The organism is Rhizobacter sp. Root1221 (assembly GCF_001425785.1).
Lineage (GTDB): Bacteria > Pseudomonadota > Gammaproteobacteria > Burkholderiales > Burkholderiaceae_C > Rhizobacter.
Genome location: NZ_LMDI01000056.1, coordinates 50,181 through 69,224 on the forward strand (window position 1 = coordinate 50,181; position 19,044 = coordinate 69,224).

A 19,044-nucleotide genomic window follows, 5' to 3' on the forward strand; every position below is an offset into this window, starting at 1 on the left:
TTCCCGATGATGCGTTTCCCCAGCCGCTCGCGGCGGTCTGCCGAGGCCCGCCCATGACCGGCGCCGAGACCGCTCCCCCACCCCCCCGCCGCCCGCGCGCCCTTCGCTGGACCTTCGGGGTGCTGGCCGTGCTCGTGCTGGCCGCGATCGCCTGCGAGATCGCCGGCTGGCCCTTCCTCGCGAAACCCGTCGAACGCGCGCTGAGCAACACCTTGCACCGCGAGGTGCTGCTGCGGGCGGCCGACGATTCCACCTCCACGCAAGGCGCCACCGTGCGCTTCCTCGGTGGCCTCAACGTGCAGGTGCCACTGCTGCAGATCGGCGCGCCCGCGTGGAGCCAACGGCCCTACTTCCTGCACGCCGAGGGCGCCCGCATGCGCCTGTCGTACAGCGCACTCTGGCGCGCACGGGAAGGCCAGCCGCTCGACATCGCGCTGCTCCACGCCGACCACCTCACCGTGCATGCCGAGCGTTTGAAGGACGGGCACGCGTCGTGGCAGTTCGGCGACCCGCTCGCGCCACCCCCACCGCCCGACACCACCGACCCGCTGCAGCTGCCCACCGTCCAGGAACTCACCGTGCGCGACGGCCGCCTCACGTATGTGGACGCCCTGCTGCGGGCCAACATCACGGGCGAGGTCCGGCTCGACGAAGGGACCCTGGCCGGCAACACCGTCTCGGGCCTGCTCGGGTCGGCCAAGGGCACGTACGGTGGCTTCAACGTGGCCGCGAAGCTGACCGCCGCCGGCGCGATGCCGCTGCTCGCCTCGTCGCAGAGCGCCCCTCCCACGCCGGTGCAGCTCGACCTCACCGCGGGCCGCGCGGCCCTGCACTTCAAGGGCACCGTGTCCGACGTCCTCAAGCTCAGCGGCCTGAGCGGCGTGTACAGGGTGACCGGGCCGTCGCTCGGGGCCGTGGGTGAACCGCTCGGGGTCACGCTGCCCACCACCGGTGCGTTCGCGATGAGCGGCAAGATCGTCAAGCAGGGGGATGTGTGGCGGTTCATCGCCGACCGCGCCACCATCGGTGAGAGTTCACTCTCCGCCGCCCTCACGTTCGACGCGCGCCCGAAGGTGCCGGTGCTGTCGGGCGAGGTGCGTGGCCCTCGCGTGCTGCTCGCCGACCTGGCCCCCACCATCGGTGCCGAGCCCCCACCCACGCCAGGTGCAGCGCCGGTCACACCGGGCCCGAGGGTGCTGCCTGACAAGGAATTCGACCTGCCATCACTGCGCGCGATGGACGCCAACGTGCTGATGGCCTTCGACCGCGTGGAACTGGGCAGCCTCTTCGCCACGCCCCTGAGCCCCCTGAAGACCCACCTGACCTTGCGCGGCGGCAAGTTGCGCCTGGACGACCTGGTGGCCCGCACCGCCGACGGCAACCTGCGGGGAAACGTCGCGCTCGACGGCACCGGCCACGTGGCGCTGTGGACCACCGACCTGCGCTGGAACGAGGTGCGGCTCGAACGCTGGATCAAGCAGGAGCGCCGGGGCGACGCCCCGCCGTACGTCAGCGGCCGCCTGGTGGGCCGGGCACAACTGCACGGCGAAGGCAAATCCACCGCGCAGATCCTCGCCAGCCTCGACGGCTCGGTGCGCACCTCGGTGCGCGGCGGCAAGGTGTCCCACATGGCCATCGAGGCGGCGGGCATCGACGTGGCCGAACTGCTCGGGGTGTTGATCAAGGGCGACCGGGACCTCACCGTCCAGTGCGCGCTGGTGGACCTGAAGGCCGACAACGGTGTGCTCACGCCACGGGCCATGGTCGTCGAGACGAACGACTCCAACATCTGGGTGGACGGCAAGCTGTCGTTGCGCGACGAGTCGCTGGACCTGCGCGCCGTCGTCTCGCCCAACGACTTCAGCCTGCTGACGCTGCGCACGCCCGTGCGGGTGCGGGGCACCTTCAGCAAGCCGGACATCTCGCTCGAAAAGGCCCCGCTCGCCCGCAAGGCGGCGCTGGCCGTGCTGCTGGGCCTCGTGAACCCGTTTGCCGCGTTGATCCCGCTGGTGGATCCGGGTTCGGACGACAAGCACGACGACTCCTGCGCAGCCCTGCTGGAGCGGGCGCGCAAAGCGCCCGGCGCCCCGGTGGGCCGGGCGCCGCTGACCTCGGCCTCGGTGTCTTCCCGAACCCGTGCAGATTGAGTCCGGCCGCCGGATAATGCCCGGCATGGGGCCCACAACGCCCTTCACTTCCGGTCCTCGCATGAAACAAATCCTGCTCGACGTCACTCACCGGATCCAGGAACGCAGTGCCGCCACCCGCGGCGCCTACCTTCGCCGGGTCGATGCCGCCATCCAACGCCCCCGGGGCAGCGACCGCATGGGTTGCGCCAACGTCGCCCACGCTTTCGCGGCCATGCCCAGCAACGACAAGCTGCGCATCATCGCGGAACGTGCGCCCCACATCGGCGTGGTCACGGCCTACAACGACATGCTGTCGGCCCACCAGCCGTACGAAGGGTTCCCGGCCATCATCCGCGACGAGGCCCACCGCCACGGCGCCACCGTGCAGGTGGCTGGCGGCGTGCCCGCCATGTGCGACGGGGTCACGCAAGGCCTGCCCGGCATGGAGCTGAGCCTCTTCTCGCGCGACAACATCGCCATGGGCACCGCCATCGCGCTGACCCACGACGTGTTCGACGCCGCCCTGCTGCTCGGCGTGTGCGACAAGATCGTGCCCGGCCTGCTCATCGGCGCGCTGCACTTCGGTCACCTGCCCTGCGTGTTCGTGCCGGCCGGGCCCATGGGCACCGGCCTGTCCAACAGCGACAAGGCCAAGGTGCGCGAACAGTTCGCGCAGGGCCTCGTCGGCCGCGAGGAACTGCTCGCCGCAGAATCCGCCGCCTACCACGGCGCCGGCACCTGCACGTTTTATGGCACCGCCAACAGCAACCAGATGCTGCTCGAGGCCATGGGCCTGCACGTGCCGGGCGCGGCCTTCGTGCACCCGCATGCCGACCTGCGCGAGCACCTCACGCGCGAGGCCGTGCGCCACGTGCTGTCCATCTTGCCAAAGGGCCGCTTCACCCCCATTGGCAAGCTCGTGGATGAAAAGGTCATCGTGAACGCGATGGTGGCGCTGCTGGCCACCGGCGGTTCCACGAACCACCTGATCCACTGGGTGGCCGTGGCCCGCGCGGCGGGCATCCAGATCGACTGGAGCGACTTCTCCGACCTGTCGAACCACGTGCCGCTGCTGGCCCGCGTGTACCCGAACGGCAGCGCCGACGTGAACCAGTTCCAGTCGGCCGGTGGCCCCGGCTTCGTGATCCGCGAGCTGATCGACAGCGGCCACATGTTCGGTGACGTGGCCACCGTGTCCGCGGGCAACACCCTGCGCGACTACGGCCGCCTGCCCGAGCGCGAAGGCGACCGCGTCGTCTGGAAGGACCTGCCGGCCGCCAGCGGCGATGACTCGGTGGTGCGCCCGGCCACCGCGCCGTTCAGCGAAACCGGCGGCCTGAAGCTGCTCACCGGCAACCTCGGGCGGTCCGTCATCAAGGTCTCGGCCGTGCCGGCGTCCAACCACATCATCGAGGCACCGGCGCGTGTGTTCAATGCGCAGGAAGAACTGCTCGCGGCCTTCAAGGCCGGCGAACTGGAACGCGACTTCGTCGCCGTGGTGCGCTTCCAGGGCCCGCGCGCCAATGGCATGCCGGAACTGCACAAGCTCACGCCACCGCTCGGGGTGCTGCAGGGCAAGGGGTTCAAGGTGGCACTGGTCACCGACGGTCGCATGAGCGGTGCATCGGGCAAGGTGCCTGCGGCCATCCACGTGAGCCCCGAGGTGCTGGCCGACGGCCCGCTCGGCAAGGTGCGCACCGGCGACATCATCCGCCTCGACGCGGTGGCCGGCACGTTGAACGCGCTGGTCGACGACACCACCTGGGCGGCCCGCGAGGTCGAATCCATCACCGGCGACGCCGTCGAGGTCAACGCGCACGGCCTCGGCCGCGAGCTGTTCGGCGGCATGCGCCGCAACGTGCGCACTGCGGAAGAAGGAGCCGTCACATGGCTTTGAACAACGAAGAAGGCCTGCAGCCGCTGGACCTCGTGGGCCATGGCCCCGTGATCCCGGTCATCGTGATCGAGCGGCTCGAAGACGCCGTGCCCCTGGCCGAGGCGCTGGTGGCCGGCGGTGTGCGTGTGCTCGAGGTGACCTTGCGCACGTCCGTCGCGCTGCGTTGCATGGAAGCCATCGCGAAGTCGGTGCCCGATGCCATCGTGGGCGCCGGCACCGTGCGCAGCGTGGCCGACGCCCAGGCGGCCAAGGATGCCGGGTGCCGCTTCGCGGTGAGCCCCGGCTACCTGTCGAGCATCGGCAAGGCCTGCCATGAACTGGGCCTGCCGCTGCTGCCCGGCGTGGCCACCGGCAGCGAGGTGATGGCTGCCAACGCCGACGGCTACTCGTTCCTGAAGCTGTTCCCGGCCACCGCGGTGGGCGGCATCCCGCTGCTCAAGTCGCTGGCGGGCCCGTTTGCCGACGTGATGTTCTGCCCCACCGGTGGCATCACGCTCAAGACGGCGCCCGACTTCCTCGCGCTGCCCAACGTGCCGGTGTGCGGGGGCTCGTGGCTCACGCCCCCCGACCTCATCGCCCGCAAGGACTGGGCGCGCATCACCGAACTCGCGCGCGAAGTCAAGCAGCTGCGGCCCGACTGAACCAGGCCGCCGGCCGGCAGGTCTTACCAGGCGCCAACGTTCGGCATCGACACCCACGGTTCGGCCGGGGCCAGCGCCTCGCCCTTCTGCAGCAGTTCGACCGACACCTGGTCGGGCGACCGCACGAAGGCCATGCGGCCGTCGCGTGGCGGGCGGCTGATGACCACGCCGTGGTCCATCAGGCGCTGGCAGTGCGCGTAGATGTCATCGACCTCGTAGGCCAGGTGGCCGAAGTTGCGGCCGCCGGTGTACACCTCGGGATCCCAGTTGTGCGTGAGTTCGACCTGGGCCTCGCTGTCGCCCGGCGCGGCCAGGAACACCAGCGTGAAGCGGCCCTTCTCGTTGTCGCGGCGGGAGAGCAGCTCGAGGCCGAGGGCGTCGCGGTAGAACGCGAGCGACTGCTCGATGTCGGTGACACGCACCATCGTGTGGAGGTATTTCATCCGGTGATTCTAGGAGCGTCCGGTGGGCGCATCCATGATGAAACACGTGGTGGTGGCGTGGGCGTACAGCTTGCCGTCGTGCCCCACGAGGCGGCCTTCCGCGGTGCCCATGCTGCGGCCCAGGTGGATCACGTGGCCCTCGGCGCGCACGAGCGGCACCTTGTCGGTCAGCGCGCGCACGATGTTGATCTTCAGTTCCACGGTGGTGTACACGCGCCCGGCCGGAAGCATTGAATGCACCGCGCAGCCCACGCAGGAATCGAGCAGCGTGGCGAACCAGCCGCCGTGCACCGTGCCCAGCGGGTTGTAGTGCGCACGCAGCGGCCGCCCCTGGAAGATGGCATGGCCGGGTTCGACGCGCAGCGGCACGAACGACAAGGTGTCGCCCATGTGCGGGTACGGCAGCTCGCCGGAACTGATGCCGTCGAAGAACTGCATGCCGGTGCGGCCGGTCAACTGATCGGGATGGCACACGCCGGCCTCGCCCAGGCGGGCACGCACCGCCGCTTCTTCGGCACGCCACCGGGCGAGGATAGCGTCGGCGTCGAGGGTGTCCTGGGTGTCCTGAGTCATGGGGGGATCTCCATCGGGCGAGTGGGGTTCGTGCATTCTAAACACTTGCAGCCACAATCGTTGCAACTACAATTCGTCGCATGACACGCCCCGCCCCTCCCTCGGCCGACACCGCCCCCCGCGGTTGCACGAACTTCAAGCTGCGCCAGCTCACGCGGGAGGTCACCCGCCGCTACGACGCGGAGGTGGCCTGCAGCGGCCTCAAGACCACGCAGTACTCGCTGCTGAGCCACGTGATCGCGCTGGGGCCGGTGCGCCCGTCCGACCTGGCCGCGGCCATGCACCTGGAACCCTCCACGCTCACCCGCAACCTGCAGCCGCTGGTGGCCGCCGGCCTGGTCGAACAAGGGCCCGGTGACAACGCCCGCAGCCGCCTCATCACCGCCACCCCCGAGGGCCGTGCCAAGCGCACCGAGGCGCAACGCGCCTGGAAGGTGGCGCAGACCGGGCTGAACCAGACGCTGGGCGCCAGCCGTGTCGCCCGCCTGCACACCCTGATCGACGAATGCCTGGCGCTGCTGGGCGAAGCCCCTGAAGGACCGTCCGATGACTGACACCTCACGCGCCAGCGGTGCCACCCTCACCCTCGTGCTGCTGGCCGCCGCCGGCACCTTCGCGCTGACCATGGGGGCCCGCCAGTCGATGGGCCTGTTCCTCGGGCCACTCAACACGCAGACCGGCCTCGGCCTCGCGAGCATCAGCCTCGCCTTCGCGTTCGGCCAGCTGTGGTGGGGGCTCACGCAACCGTTTGCAGGCATGGCGGCCGACCGCTTCGGCGCTGGCCGCGTGATGGTGGTGGGCATCGTGATGCTGGCACTGGGCACCGTGCTCGTGCCGCTGATGACCACCACCGCGGGCCTGATCCTCGCGATCGGCGTGCTCGCCGCCGGCGGTTCGGGCATGGCCGGTCCGGCCGTGCTGATGGGCGCCACCACCCGGCTCGTGCCGGCCGACAAGCGCGGGGTGGCCACCGGCATCGTCAACGCGGGCGGGTCGTTCGGCCAGTTCGTGTTCGCCCCGCTCGCGGCGTTCATCACCGTCACCGCGGGCTGGGTCACCGCGGTCCAGGCGCTCGGCGTGATCACGCTGCTGGCGCTGCCGGCAGCCTGGGTGTTGCGCGGTGCATCGCACACGCCCGCGGGGTCGCCCACGGCACCGGCGGCACCCCGCGAATCCATTGGTGCCGTGTTGAGCCGAGCCTCGCGCACCCCGAGCTACCTGATGTTGTGCGCGGGCTTTTTCGTGTGCGGCTTCCACGTCGCGTTCATCGCCACCCACCTGCCCGGTGTCGTGGCGTCGTGCCAGCTGCCGCCACAGGTGGGCGCCTGGGCGCTGGGCACCATCGGGCTCTTCAACATCGTCGGCAGCCTCGCCGTCGGCTGGGCCGTCGGGTTCCAGGGCGGCCGCTGGCGCATGAAGTCGCTGCTGTCGCTGATCTACGCCACGCGCGCGGTTGCGGTGCTGGTGTTCCTCCTGGCCCCGAAGACCAACACGACGATGCTCGTGTTCGCCGCCGTGATCGGTGTCACGTACCTGTCCACCGTGCCCCCCACCGCGGGCCTGGTCGCCAAGATGTTCGGGCCGGCCCACATGGCCACGCTGTTCGGTGTGGTGATGCTGGCCCACCAGATGGGCGGCTTCCTCGGGGCGTACCTGGGTGGCAAGTCGTTCGAGTGGACCGGGGCCTACGACTGGATGTGGTACGCCGACATCCTGCTGGCCGTGGGCGCCGCCCTGGTTCACCTGCCGATCCGCGAGGCGCGCCGCGGCGAACCGGCGCTCGGCGGCGTGCCCGCATGAAGGCTTGGCAAACCATGCCGCCCCCCTCACTCGGGCGGCCAGGCCGCGAGGGTGCGCCGACGTAAAATTCAGCCAACGGCCCGAGGTTCCGTCCAGCAGGACGAACCCGCCGGGCCTGTCACGCCGTCGCTTGGAAGTACTCATGCCTGATACGGCACGCGTTGCACGCGTGGCTGACGTGGCTCAGCGGTTTGGTCTTGTCCTGATGGTTGGCTCCTTGCTGGCCGCGTTGTGGGTGGCATTGGCCGTCTTTTTCGTGGTGCAGCACGAGCGCCTGTTCGACCAGGCCTTCCGCGACCTGCGGCTGGTGAACAACGCCGTCGCCCAGCACACCAGCGGCCTCTTCCGGACCATCGAGACCGACTTGCGCATGCTCGAGCTGTGGATGCAGGCGCACCCGCGCACGGACCCCCTCACCGACCCCGAATTCGCCACCCTGGTGGCCGAGATGGACCGCGCGTCGCAGGGCATGATCAACCTGCGGCTGGTCGACGAGAATGGCCTTGCACATGCGCTGAGGCAGGGCCCGGACCGTGCCCCCGCGCGCGTGGACGACCGCGACTACTTCCTGGGCAGTGACCGCGGCCACGATGCGCCGCGGTCGGTGTTCATCGGCAAACCGGCCAAGAGCCGCTTGACCGGCGCGTGGTCCATCCCGGTGTCCTGGCGCCTCGAACCCCAGGTGGGCCGCTACGTGCTGGTCACGGGCGTGGTGCAGCTCGACCGGCTGTTCGACCAGCACGACCGCCTGCGCCACCAGCCTGACGGCAGCGTCAGCCTGGTGCGCCAGGATGGCATCTTGCTGTCGGTCACGCCGTTCGACGAACGTTTCCTCGGCCGCGACGTGCGGGAGGCGCTGAACGTTCCGGCCGACATCGCCGTGCCGCCGAACGGCCGGTTCACGAGCGATGGACGGCAGTCGGATGGCATCCCCCGCATCGGCACGTACGAACGGCTCACGAACTTCCCCGTCACCGTGGTGGTCGCGCGCAGTGTCCCGGCGATCATGGCGCCCTTCTACTTCCAGCTCCGGAACGTGCTCGCCGCCAGCGCCGTCGTCACGTTGGCCATGATCGCCTTCACCACGTTCCTCCACCGCTCACAAAGCGCGCTGCGCCCCGCCCGGAAGGACCTGCAGCCGCTCGGCACCACCGACGAGTCGACCGGCACTTTCAACCGCCATGCGTTCGCGCACATCGCCCGCCGCGAGTTCCTGCGCGCGCGCCGCTTCGACCGGCCCTTGACCATGCTGGCGCTCGACGTGGACCACTTCGGCGACATCGACGACCGCCACGGCCATGCCACCAGCGGCCGGGTGCTCATGGAGTGCACCGGCCGCTGGGTGCACCTGCTCCGCGAGCAGGACGTGCTGGGCCGGCTGGGCGAGGAGGAGTTCTGCGTTCTCCTGGCGGAAACGCCAGGCAACATCGCCCAGGCCGTGGCCGAACGGCTGCGCGCCGCCACCGCCGCCACGCCGATGCACGGCGGCCAGCACGTGTCCGTGAGCATCGGCCTCGGCACTGCCACCGTCACCGACCAACAGTGGACCGACACGCTGGAGCGCGCCGACCAGGCGCTGGACGCCGCCAAGGCCGCCGGACGCAACCGGGTGGCCGTCGGCTCGTGACACGCCCCTCCTGCTTGTCACACCCTTCTGGTGGATGGCGGCGCAGCGGGTGGCCGACGATGATTCCACCAAGGTCGGCGCACACAGTCGACAGGCCCCGGGGAACACAACCAGCATCTCGGCGAACCGGCCCACCGCCACGGGCGGGCACGCTCTGGGCGGACAATGGCGGATCCAGCCTTCCACAGCCACCGCCATGATCGTCCGCATCGACATCGAACAAACCGCACCCTCCGTCTTCGCCTACCGCGTGAGCGTCGAGGCCGAGACGCTCTACGACGACGAAAGCCTCGGCTCGTTCGAGGAAGCCCTGATTGCCGCCATCGAGGGGCTGGCCCCGGATGCCGTGGCCATCGAACTCGCCTATGGCGGCGTGGTGTCGGGCACCTACCCGCTGCACGTGATCGCGACGAACCTCGACCAGGTGGCCACCCACGCCATCAACACCACGGCCGCCATCTACGAAGCGCGCGCCCGCTGACCCGGTAATTTGTCACGCGTGCCGCGCCCTGCGGCCCGCTCGGGGTGGCCCACAATCCGCATCCGGTGCGCGGCCCCGCGCAGAAAGAAACACGCATGAACGGCTTGCTGGCCCTCCTCGGCATCGAATCCTGGAAACCCGTGCTGACGGCGCTCGCGCTGCCGCCGGTGCCATTCCTGCTGCTGGTGCTCGTCGGTGCCCGCCTGATCCTGCCCCGGCGCGGCCTCGGCTGGTTCGTCACGCTGCTCGGCGTGGCCGGCCTCTGGCTGAGCGCCTGTTCGGGTGCGGGCCAGCTGCTCAACACCTACGCGCTGAAGCCGCCGGCGCCCCTGTCGGCGTCCGACATTGCGGACCTGAAGAGCGAAGCCCGCGCCAAGAAACCGGTGGCCATCGTGATCCTGGGCAACGGCGCCGAGGTGCTCGCGCCCGAGTACGGGGTGTCGAACCTGGTGGCCTCGTCCCTCGAGCGCCTCCGCTACGGGGTGTGGCTGCACCGGGAAACCGGCGTGCCCATGGCCTTCAGCGGCGGGGTGGGCTGGGCGCAGCGCGATGGCCAGGCGGAAGCCCAGATCGCCTCCCGCATCGCCACCCAGGATTTCGGCCGCCCGCTGAAATGGGTGGAAGACAACTCCCGCGACACCCGCGAGAACGCCATCCGCACGCTCGCCCTGCTGCGGGCCGACGGCATCACGCACATCGTGCTCGTCACCCACGGCACCCACATGCCCCGGGCCTTCAAGGTTTTCCAGGAGGTGGCAGCCGGCACCGTGCGCATCCAGCCCGCCCCGATGGGGCTGGCCGTCGGCAGCGGGTCGCGCACGCTCTCCTGGATCCCCTCCCCCCAGGGCTTCGACCTGATGCGGCGCGTGCTGCACGAACTGCTGGGCAAGTGGATGGGGGCCTGAAAACACGAACCCCTCCCGACCTGAACAGGTGGGAGGGGCGGGCGGCTGACGCCGCCGTTTCGGGGCTCCGGAGGATAGAGGTCCGGGGCTCCTGTGCGCAGAGACTGCGACTTGGGTTGCACCTGCTTGGCAGGTGACTTGAAGTTAGTCGCCCACCCAGGGTCCTTCAAGCGGACTGTTCCTATGGATTACCCGGAATCAGTTCGGAGGTTTCATCACGGTGTCCACCAGCCGTGCTACCCGCGCCTCCACATCGGCATCCATTGAAATGGTGCGCCCCCATTCCCGCGACGTCTCGCCCGGCCACTTGTTGGTGGCGTCCAGGCCCATCTTGCCCCCGAGCCCGCTCACCGGCGACGCGAAGTCGAGGTAATCGATGGGCGTGTGTTCGACAAGCGTGGTGTCGCGCACCGGGTCCATCCGGGTGGTGATGGCCCAGATCACCTCCTGCCAGTTGCGGATGTCCACGTCGTCGTCGGTCACGACGATGAACTTCGTGTACATGAACTGGCGCAGGAAGCTCCACACCCCGAACATCAGCCGCTTGGCGTGGCCGGGGTAGCTCTTGCGGATGCTGATGATGGCCATCCGGTAGCTGCAACCTTCGGGGGGCAGGTAGAAGTCGGTGATCTCCGGAAACTGCTTCTGCAGGATGGGCACGAACACCTCGTTGAGCGCCACGCCCAGCACCGCGGGCTCGTCGGGCGGTTTGCCGGTGTAGGTAGAGTGGTAGATGGGATCGCGGCGCCGCGTGATGCGGGTGACCTCGAACACCGGGAACCAGTCCTGCTCGTTGTAATAGCCGGTGTGGTCGCCGAAGGGCCCCTCGATGGCATGCAGGTACCCGCCGATCTCCTTCAACGCGACGCCATGTTCGCTGGTGCCGGTGTAGCCCGGCGCCGCCACGGGAATGCGGCCTTCCAGCACGATCTCCGCGGAGGCCGGGGCCTGCAGCATCGTGCCGGCCTCTCCTACCGCGGTGTCGGCCACCTCGGTGCGGCTGCCGCGCAGCAGGCCGGCGAACTGGTACTCCGACAAGGTGTCGGGCACCGGGGTCACCGCCCCCAGGATGGTGGCCGGGTCGGCCCCCAGCGCCACCGCGATGGGGAATGGCTGGCCGGGATTGGCACGGGCGAAGTCGCGGAAGTCGAGCGCGCCACCCCGGTGGGCCAGCCAGCGCATGATGACCTGGCGCCGGCCGATCACCTGCTGCCGGTAGATGCCGAGGTTCTGCCGCCGCCGAGGGTTGGCCACCTGCTGCGGTCCGCGCGTGATCACGAGGCCCCAGGTGATCAGCGGCCCGGCGTCGCCCGGCCAGCAGGTCTGGACCGGCAGTTCGCCCAGGTCCACCTCGCTGCCCTCGAGCACTTCTTCCTGGCACACCGCCTTTCGCACGGAGGCGGGTTTCATGTCCCACAGCGCCTTGGCCATCTGAAGCAGCCGGCCGGTGTCCTTCAACCCGCGGGGGGGCTCCGGTTCCTTGAGGCTCGCGAGCACGCGGCCCACGTCCCGCAGCTCCGACAGGCTGCTTGCACCCATCCCCTTGGCAACTCGACCTGTCGTTCCGAACAGGTTCGTCAAGGCCGAAATTTTGTAACCCGTGGGGTTCTGGAACCAGAGCGCCGGGCCGCCGGCCCGTAGCACTTTGTCACTGACCGCTGTCATTTCAAGCCGCGCCGATACAGGGTCCGCAATGCGACGAAGGTCACCCTCCCGCTCCAGACCCGCCATGAAGTCACGCAAATCGCGGTATTTCATACTTTTTGGCTATTAAGAGCGAGCTTCATATTCTTGACTCATGATGAAATGCCTTCCTAGAATCCGCCCACTCTGACACAGATCAGGGATTACCCGTGCCACTGTTCGGTGACGTGAACCGGTGTTGCACATGCACAGAGAAGACTCCGCGGAGCAGGCCCCCGGTCGTTGGGATCGGGCCGGCAACGCGGCGAATTATCGCCGTCGCCCTCCAACGCAAGCCCCGATCACGGGCCGCGTGGAACCAGGCGGGGATGAGGACAGGAGTGACATGGAAAACAATCGTCAAGGAACGGGTGCCGCGGTTTCGCGTGTGGCCCGTTCGGTCGCCCGGGGCGGCCAGGTGTTTCTGCGTGACGTGGGCCAAGGCCTGCTCGAAGTCAGCCACAACACGTTCGCCCTCGTCGGGTTCGCGCTCGTGGCCCTCGTGGTGTTCGGTGCCGGCCGTGCCGACCTGCGCGCCACGTTCGAATCGCGTGCCCTCGGCTGGCTGCAAGCCCGCCACGAGGCCCGCACGGAAGGCACCGTCGAGGCCCTGGCCTCGCTGAACGAGCCGGACGCCATCCTGCGCGCCACGGCAGCCGACCTGAAGGATCTCACCAAGCAGCAGGCCGCCGTGGCCGTCTGGATCTCCCGCCGCTACCGCGTGGCGCCGGAACCCGTGAGCCGCCTGGTCAAGGAAGCCTGGACCGTCGGGGCCAAGACCAACCTCGAGCCCACGCTGATCCTGGCCATCATGGCCATCGAGTCCAGCTTCAACCCGTTCGCCCAGAGCCCGGTCGGCGCCCAGGGCCTGATGCAGGTGATGACCCGCGTCCACGACGACAAGTACGAACCGTTCGGTGGCACCCACGCCGCCTTCGACCCGGTGACGAACCTGCGTGTCGGTGTGCGGGTGTTGAAGGAATGCATCGCCCGCGCCGGCAGCATCGAGGGTGGCCTGCGCTTCTACGTGGGCGCCGCGAACCTGACCGACGACGGCGGCTACGCCTGGAAGGTGCTGGCCGAGCAGGCCCACCTGCGCGCCATCTCCGGCGGCCAGGCCGTGCCGGTCAATGCGCCGCTGAACGCCGCCCCGCCTGCGGTGGCGGTTGTGCCCGAGCCCGCGGCCGTGCCGGCCGTCGACACCCCTCCGGCCGAGTCCGCGCGCACCCCGGCCACGGCAGCCGGCGACAAGGTGGCGCTGCTCAACTGAGTTGGTGGTGCCCGGGCGGGCACCGCGGTACACTGGCGGCACTGCGCAACTGGCGATGGGGCGCCGCGGAACACATCCGCGGGCCTGAGGTGGTGAACCACCGGGGAGCGCAGCCGGCCCAGGGCAAAAGCCCGGTCCGTTTCAGCCGTTCGCCTGGGCAGCCCTGTGATCGCGTGCAAGCGACCCCGAACCGCTCGGGCCGCCTGCGCGCCGTTCCGACCGGGACTTCTTTCCAAGAGGACTGCCAAACCATGTTTGACCGCACCCAATCCACCATCGCCGCCGTCGATCCCGACCTGTGGGCCGTCATCCAGCGCGAGAACCAGCGCCAGGAAGACCACATCGAGCTGATCGCGTCCGAGAACTACGCCTCGCCCGCCGTCATGGCCGCGCAAGGCACCCAGCTCACCAACAAATACGCCGAAGGCTATCCCGGCAAGCGCTACTACGGCGGCTGTGAACACGTCGACGTCGTCGAGCAACTCGCCATCGACCGCCTGAAGCAGATCTTCGGCGCCGAAAACGCCAACGTGCAGCCGAACTCCGGCTCGCAGGCCAACCAGGGTGTGTTCTTCGGCCTGCTGCAGCCGGGCGACACCATCATGGGCATGAGCCTCGCCGAAGGCGGCCACCTGACCCACGGCATGCCGCTGAACATGAGCGGCAAGTGGTTCAAGGTCGTCAGCTACGGCCTCGACGCCAACGAAGCCATCGACTACGACGCGATGGAGCGCCTCGCCCTCGAGCACAAGCCGAAGCTGATCATCGCAGGCGCGTCGGCGTACAGCCTGCGCATCGACTTCGAACGCTTCGCCAAGGTGGCCAAGGCCATCGGCGCCTACTTCATGGTCGACATGGCGCACTACGCCGGCCTGATCGCCGCCGGCGTGTACCCGAATCCGGTGCCGTTCGCCGACGTCGTCACGTCCACCACGCACAAGAGCCTGCGCGGCCCGCGCGGTGGCGTGATCCTGATGAAGGACCACGTCGCCAAGCAGATCAACAGCGCCATCTTCCCCGGCATCCAGGGCGGCCCGCTGATGCACGTCATCGCCGCCAAGGCCGTCGCCTTCAAGGAAGCGCTCTCGCCCGAGTTCAAGCTGTACCAGCAGCAGGTCGTCAAGAACGCCGCCGTGCTCGCGGAAACCCTGACCCAGCGCGGCCTGCGCATCGTCAGCGGCCGCACCGAAAGCCATGTCATGCTCGTCGACCTGCGCCCGAAGGGCCTGACCGGCAAGGAAGCCGAAGCCGTCCTCGGCCTCGCGCACATGACCTGCAACAAGAACGGCATCCCCAACGACCCGCAGAAGCCCATGGTCACGAGCGGCATCCGCCTCGGTTCGCCGGCGTTCACCACGCGTGGCTTCAAGGAAGACCAGGCCCGCGCCACGGCGAACCTGATCGCCGACGTGCTCGACAAGCCGCACGACGAAGCCAACCTGGCCGAAGTGCGCGCCAAGGTCGCTGCACTGACCCGCGACTTCCCGGTCTATCGCTGATCGAATGGCAATCGCCGGCCTCACGGCCGGCGATTGCCCTTTCATCGACTCACGATGCGTTGCCCTTTTTGCAGCCACGAGGAAACCCAGGTCGTCGAGACACGCGAATCCGACGAGGGCGATGTCGTGCGCCGTCGGCGCCGGTGCCAGAGTTGCGACAAGCGTTTCACCACCTATGAACGCGCGGAAATCGCGCTGCCCCACGTCGTCAAGAAGGACGGCACGCGGGCCGAGTTCGACCCGTCGAAGATCCGCGGCTCCATGAGCCTCGCACTGCGCAAGCGGCCGGTGAGCGTGGAGCAGATCGACGCGGCAATGGAACGCATCCAGGACAAGCTGCTGAACTCGGGCACGAAGGAAGTGCCCTCCACCCGCCTCGGCGAGCTGGTGATGCGTGAACTCAAGCGCATCGACAAGGTGGCCTACGTGCGGTTTGCCTCCGTGTACCGCAGCTTCGAGGACGTCGACGAGTTCAGGCAACTGATCCGCGACATCTGACGCACCCCAGACCACTGAACGGCACCCCCTGCGGGTGCCGTCTGTTTTGTGCCGTGCTTGGCAGGCGATGGTTCTGGCGGGGTTCCTAGAGTAGGGGCATTGATTCCCCACGAGGCCCCCATGCCACCCCTTCCCCGCCCTGCTCCCGGCTTCACGCTGGTCGAAGCTGCCATCGTGCTGTGCCTGATCGCCGTGCTGGCCGCGCTCGCGTGGCCCTCGTTCGATGCCCTGCTCGAGAACCGGCGCCTCGACGGCCTGGCCTCCGCCCTCGGAGCCGACCTCCAGTTCGCCCGCGCCGAAGCCGTCGTCCGCAACGAGGCGGTGCGCTTCACCGTGTTGCCCGGCGGCGATGGCGGCACTTGCTGGCTGGTCCACACCGGCCCCACCGCCCATTGCACCTGCGAGGCCGGCTGCACCGGCGACGCCCAGCTGCTGCGCCGCGCCAGCGTGCCATCGGCCCAGCGGATGCAGGTGCGTGCTCCGGCGGTGTCGCTTCAATTCGACCCCCAGCTGGGCACCTGCACACCGGCCGGCACGTTCGAACTGGCGGCGGTGTCGGGTCGCGCGGTGCACCAGGTCGTCAACGTGATGGGGCGCGTGCGCAGTTGTTCACCGCAAGCACGGGTGCCAGGCCATGTGGCGTGCTGACCCCTCGCGCCGGCAGCGCACCGGCCGCGGCTTCACGCTGATCGAGCTGGTCGTGGTGATGTTGCTGGCGGCGCTGCTGGCCACGCTGGCCTACCCGAGCTTTCGCGCCCAGTGGCTGAAGGCGCGGCGTGGCGACGGCCGTGTCGCGCTGATGCAGCTGCAGCAGGCACAGGAACGCTGGCGTGCCGAGCACCCGGCGTACGCCTCCGCGAGCGACCTGGGCGCCCCCGCCCAATCCGCCCATGGGCACTACCGCCTCGGCGTGTTGTCCGCCTCCACCACCGGCTACGAGCTGCAGGCGGTGGCCCACGGCCCGCAGCGGGCCGACGAACGGTGCATGGTGCTGCGCGTGCGCCAGGCGCAGGGTGAAACCACGTTCCTGTCGGGGCCCACCGAACTCACCGACAACCCCGACCCCACCAACCGCGGGTGCTGGAACCGATGAGCATCCCTTCCCGCCACCGAACGCGCCCGCTCGGGCTGTCGGTGCTCGAGCTGATGGTCGGTCTGGCCGTGGGCCTCGTGGTCACCGCACTGGGCGTGTCGGCCATGGCCCGGCAGGCCACGGCCAGCCGCCGCGTGCTGCTCGAGGCCCGCGTCACGCAAGACCTCCGCGCCGCCGCCGACCTGCTGGCCCGGCACGTGCGCCGCGCCGGGCACTGGTCCGGCGCGGCCCGCGGCGTGTGGCGCCCCGGTGCTGCACGCCCTGCCACCAACCCGCACACCTTCAGCCCCGAAGCACCCGACCTCCTCCGCTTCACCTACTCGTCGCCCGCCGGCGGCCCCGGCGAGGGTGTGGCCACGAACGACCACTTCGGGTTCCGGCTCCGCCAGGGCATCCTCGACATCGAACTCGGCGACGGCCACTGGCAGCCGCTCACCGACCCCGGCGTGCTGCGGGTCACCCGGCTGCAACTGATCCCCCATCACCATGAGCGGATGCTGCCCGCACCTTGTGCCCAACCGTGCCCCGCCGCAGCCGGCCTGTGCCCGCCACGCGTGCAAGTGCGCGGGGTCGATGTCCTGATCGACGCCGAAGCCACCACCGACGCATCCCTCCACCGCCAGGCCAGCGCCCACGTGCGCCCCCGCAACGACGTGCTGGTCGGCCAGTGCCTCCCATGACCGGCCAGCGCATCGTCCTCCGCCGCACGGCAGGCGCCGTGGCCCTGCCGGTGGCGCTTGCCATGGCGCTCGCCATGCTGCTGTACATCGGCATCGTCAACGGCAACCTGCTGACCGAGCAGCGCCTGTCGGCCAACCGCCATCGCGCGGCGGTGGCGTTCGAGGCCGCCGATGCCGGGATCGACTGGATGCTCGGGCGGCTCAACGCCGGTGACCCGGTCGACCCGCAGTGCGAACGCCGGCCGGCGCCGGGGCGGCCCTCGTTCCGGGAGCAGCACGCCGGGCTGCCGGACGCCCATGGCGCCTGGGCTCCGTCCGGCCTGCCCGTCGCCTGCACGGCAGGCGGCGCCACCTGGACGTGCCAGTGCGGTTCGCCGGCATCCGTGGGCGACAACGGCCCCACGCCCGGGTCGGCCGCCGCGTTCTCGGTGCAGTTGGAACCGGTCGCCCCCTCCCATCTGATGCGCGTGGCCTCCACGGGCTGCAGCAACCCGGCGCCCCCCTGCACCGGTGGCACCGCTGGCACCGGCCAGGCCGACGCCCAGGCGCGTGTCGAATTGTCGATCGCCCACCTGCCCGCGCTGGCCCAGTGGCCTGCCGCGGCACTCACCGTCCTCGGCAGCCTCCAGCTCGGCAGCGCGCCTTGGGTGCTGCTGCACCCGGACCCGTCCTCGGGCGGGCTGGCGCTGCACACCGGAGGCGCCGTGGCCGCCGACCGCCTCGTCACACGGGGCCCGCCCGGCACACCCGCCGCCGCCAGCATGCTCACGGCCGACCCAGCGTTGCGCCACACCGACCGTCCGCACGCATTCGCCGCGCTCTTCGGCATGCACCACGCCGCGTGGCGAACCCTGCCCACGGTGCGGCATGTCGATTGCGCCTCACCTTGCGACGGCGCGCTGCGCCGGGCACTCGGCCCGGGCGGGCACCACACCATGCTCTGGCTGAACGGCGGGTTGCACCTGGCCGAGCCGCAGCAACTGGGCACCCCGGAACGGCCGGTGCTGGTGATCGCCGACGGGCCCGTCTCCTTCGCGCACGCGGTGACGGTCCACGGGCTCGTCTACACCACGGCATCCCGCTGGCAGGCGCCCGCCGGTGCCGAGGTCACCGGGGCCGTGGTGGCCGAGGGCGACCTGCACGGCAGCGGCACCACCGTCGTCCGGCACGACCCGCAGGTGCTGCAGGCGCTGCACGAGCGCACCGGCACGTTCGTCCGCGTGCCTGGCAGCTGGAAGGACTTCCCTTGAGCCCGCCGCACCGGCTTCGGAGTCGGGCCGCAGGCCGTGGCATCGGCCTGCCCGAGGCCCTGATCGCCCTGGCCGTGCTGACGCTGGCCCTGATCGGGGCGCTGCGCTGGCAGGCCATCGCCCACCACGGGGCCGGCGTGGCCGCCGAGCGCACCGAGGCCGTGTGGCTCGCCCAGCAAGCCCTGGAGCGCCTGCGCGGGTTCACCACCCTCGAGCCCGAGCCGGGCCGGTTCTCGTTTGCAGACATCGAGTCCGCCGAAGACACCCTTCCCGGGCGAACCACCCGCTTCACGGTGCGCCGCAACGTCACCCCGGACCCGGCGGCTCGCAGCAAGCAGGTGCTGGTCACCGTGTCCTGGGACGACCGCACCGGTGCCTCCCGGCAAGTGGCGCTCCATTCGGTGATCGACGGGGCGCTACCCGAGCATTCGGCCACGCTGGGCCTGCCGTGGGCACCCAGCCCCCTGGCGCTGCCCGCGCGGCCCGCCGTCCCCTCACAATGACGTCTCCGCCCTCACCGTGTTGCCCCGCCGTGACCCACCACCCCGACCCGTCCCTGCCCCCTTCCGAGTTCG

Annotated in this window: 19 protein-coding genes and 1 riboswitch; of the genes, 16 read left to right on the top strand and 3 right to left on the bottom strand. The window is 70.0% G+C overall.

Annotated features, from left to right (window positions below):
• Positions 1-53 precede the first annotated feature (53 nt).
• The 3 genes from ASC87_RS26305 to ASC87_RS26315 all read left to right on the top strand — a co-directional run bounded on the left by ASC87_RS26305 (position 54) and on the right by ASC87_RS26315 (position 4,667).
• Positions 54-2,147 carry an AsmA family protein gene (locus tag ASC87_RS26305; RefSeq protein ID WP_082568969.1) on the top strand — a complete coding sequence of 698 codons (2,094 nt, stop codon included), beginning with the start codon at positions 54-56 and terminating at the stop codon, positions 2,145-2,147.
• Positions 2,148-2,208: 61 nt separating this feature from the next.
• Complete coding sequence (gene edd, locus ASC87_RS26310; protein ID WP_056669990.1) at positions 2,209-4,026, top strand: phosphogluconate dehydratase; 1,818 nt, start codon at positions 2,209-2,211, stop codon at positions 4,024-4,026.
• Positions 4,017-4,667, top strand: coding sequence for a bifunctional 4-hydroxy-2-oxoglutarate aldolase/2-dehydro-3-deoxy-phosphogluconate aldolase (locus tag ASC87_RS26315; protein ID WP_056669993.1), 651 nt, complete (start codon positions 4,017-4,019; stop codon positions 4,665-4,667). The genes edd and ASC87_RS26315 overlap by 10 nt, the downstream gene beginning before the upstream one ends.
• A gap of 23 nt (positions 4,668-4,690) precedes the next feature.
• Here the strand turns inward: ASC87_RS26315 and ASC87_RS26320 are convergent, their stop codons facing one another.
• Complete coding sequence (locus ASC87_RS26320) at positions 4,691-5,110, bottom strand: VOC family protein (RefSeq protein WP_056669996.1); 420 nt, start codon at positions 5,108-5,110, stop codon at positions 4,691-4,693.
• Between the two features lie 9 nt (positions 5,111-5,119).
• Entirely contained in the window at positions 5,120-5,683 is a 564-nt protein-coding gene (locus ASC87_RS26325; RefSeq protein ID WP_056669999.1) for a PaaI family thioesterase, read from the bottom strand.
• Positions 5,684-5,763: 80 nt separating this feature from the next.
• Between ASC87_RS26325 and ASC87_RS26330 the strand changes: the two genes are divergently transcribed.
• The 5 genes from ASC87_RS26330 to ASC87_RS26350 all read left to right on the top strand — a co-directional run bounded on the left by ASC87_RS26330 (position 5,764) and on the right by ASC87_RS26350 (position 10,496).
• Positions 5,764-6,237, top strand: a complete 474-nt coding sequence (locus ASC87_RS26330) for a MarR family winged helix-turn-helix transcriptional regulator (RefSeq protein WP_056670003.1) — start codon at positions 5,764-5,766, stop codon at positions 6,235-6,237.
• On the top strand, positions 6,230-7,483 hold the full coding sequence (locus ASC87_RS26335; protein ID WP_056670006.1) for an MFS transporter: 1,254 nt from the start codon (positions 6,230-6,232) through the stop codon (positions 7,481-7,483). Before ASC87_RS26330 ends, ASC87_RS26335 begins: the two co-directional genes overlap by 8 nt.
• 205 nt (positions 7,484-7,688) lie before the next feature.
• Positions 7,689-9,110, top strand: coding sequence for a sensor domain-containing diguanylate cyclase (locus ASC87_RS26340; protein WP_162255210.1), 1,422 nt, complete (start codon positions 7,689-7,691; stop codon positions 9,108-9,110).
• A 196-nt stretch (positions 9,111-9,306) separates the two neighbouring features.
• Complete coding sequence (locus ASC87_RS26345) at positions 9,307-9,591, top strand: hypothetical protein (RefSeq protein ID WP_056670011.1); 285 nt, start codon at positions 9,307-9,309, stop codon at positions 9,589-9,591.
• Between the two features lie 95 nt (positions 9,592-9,686).
• On the top strand, positions 9,687-10,496 hold the full coding sequence (locus tag ASC87_RS26350; RefSeq protein WP_056670014.1) for a YdcF family protein: 810 nt from the start codon (positions 9,687-9,689) through the stop codon (positions 10,494-10,496).
• 198 nt (positions 10,497-10,694) lie between these two features.
• On the opposite strand, the gene ASC87_RS26355 is transcribed toward ASC87_RS26350, so the two are convergent.
• The gene (locus ASC87_RS26355) at positions 10,695-12,254 is read right to left on the bottom strand and encodes a UbiD family decarboxylase (protein WP_056670017.1); all 1,560 of its coding nucleotides are present in this window, start codon (positions 12,252-12,254) and stop codon (positions 10,695-10,697) included.
• A gap of 271 nt (positions 12,255-12,525) precedes the next feature.
• On the opposite strand from ASC87_RS26355, the gene ASC87_RS26360 reads away from it, so the two are divergent.
• The 8 genes from ASC87_RS26360 (at position 12,526) to ASC87_RS26395 (ending at position 18,972) form a co-directional block, all read left to right on the top strand.
• The gene (locus tag ASC87_RS26360; RefSeq protein ID WP_082568971.1) at positions 12,526-13,449 is read left to right on the top strand and encodes a lytic transglycosylase domain-containing protein; all 924 of its coding nucleotides are present in this window, start codon (positions 12,526-12,528) and stop codon (positions 13,447-13,449) included.
• 35 nt (positions 13,450-13,484) lie between these two features.
• Positions 13,485-13,615: riboswitch (ZMP/ZTP riboswitch) on the top strand.
• An 85-nt stretch (positions 13,616-13,700) separates the two neighbouring features.
• Complete coding sequence (glyA, locus tag ASC87_RS26365; protein WP_056670023.1) at positions 13,701-14,948, top strand: serine hydroxymethyltransferase; 1,248 nt, start codon at positions 13,701-13,703, stop codon at positions 14,946-14,948.
• A gap of 54 nt (positions 14,949-15,002) precedes the next feature.
• Positions 15,003-15,446: a transcriptional regulator NrdR gene (gene nrdR / locus ASC87_RS26370; RefSeq protein ID WP_056670026.1), complete on the top strand. Its 444-nt coding sequence runs from the start codon at positions 15,003-15,005 to the stop codon at positions 15,444-15,446.
• 120 nt (positions 15,447-15,566) lie between these two features.
• Complete coding sequence (locus ASC87_RS26375; RefSeq protein WP_056670029.1) at positions 15,567-16,094, top strand: GspH/FimT family pseudopilin; 528 nt, start codon at positions 15,567-15,569, stop codon at positions 16,092-16,094.
• A complete protein-coding gene (locus ASC87_RS26380) occupies positions 16,081-16,539 on the top strand; it encodes a type IV pilin protein (protein WP_056670032.1) in 459 nt (152 codons plus the stop codon). The genes ASC87_RS26375 and ASC87_RS26380 overlap by 14 nt, the downstream gene beginning before the upstream one ends.
• Complete coding sequence (locus tag ASC87_RS26385; RefSeq protein WP_056670035.1) at positions 16,536-17,219, top strand: PilW family protein; 684 nt, start codon at positions 16,536-16,538, stop codon at positions 17,217-17,219. Before ASC87_RS26380 ends, ASC87_RS26385 begins: the two co-directional genes overlap by 4 nt.
• Positions 17,216-18,469, top strand: a complete 1,254-nt coding sequence (locus ASC87_RS26390; protein ID WP_056670038.1) for a hypothetical protein — start codon at positions 17,216-17,218, stop codon at positions 18,467-18,469. Before ASC87_RS26385 ends, ASC87_RS26390 begins: the two co-directional genes overlap by 4 nt.
• Positions 18,466-18,972: a hypothetical protein gene (locus ASC87_RS26395; RefSeq protein WP_056670041.1), complete on the top strand. Its 507-nt coding sequence runs from the start codon at positions 18,466-18,468 to the stop codon at positions 18,970-18,972. The genes ASC87_RS26390 and ASC87_RS26395 overlap by 4 nt, the downstream gene beginning before the upstream one ends.
• Positions 18,973-19,044: the final 72 nt, after the last annotated feature.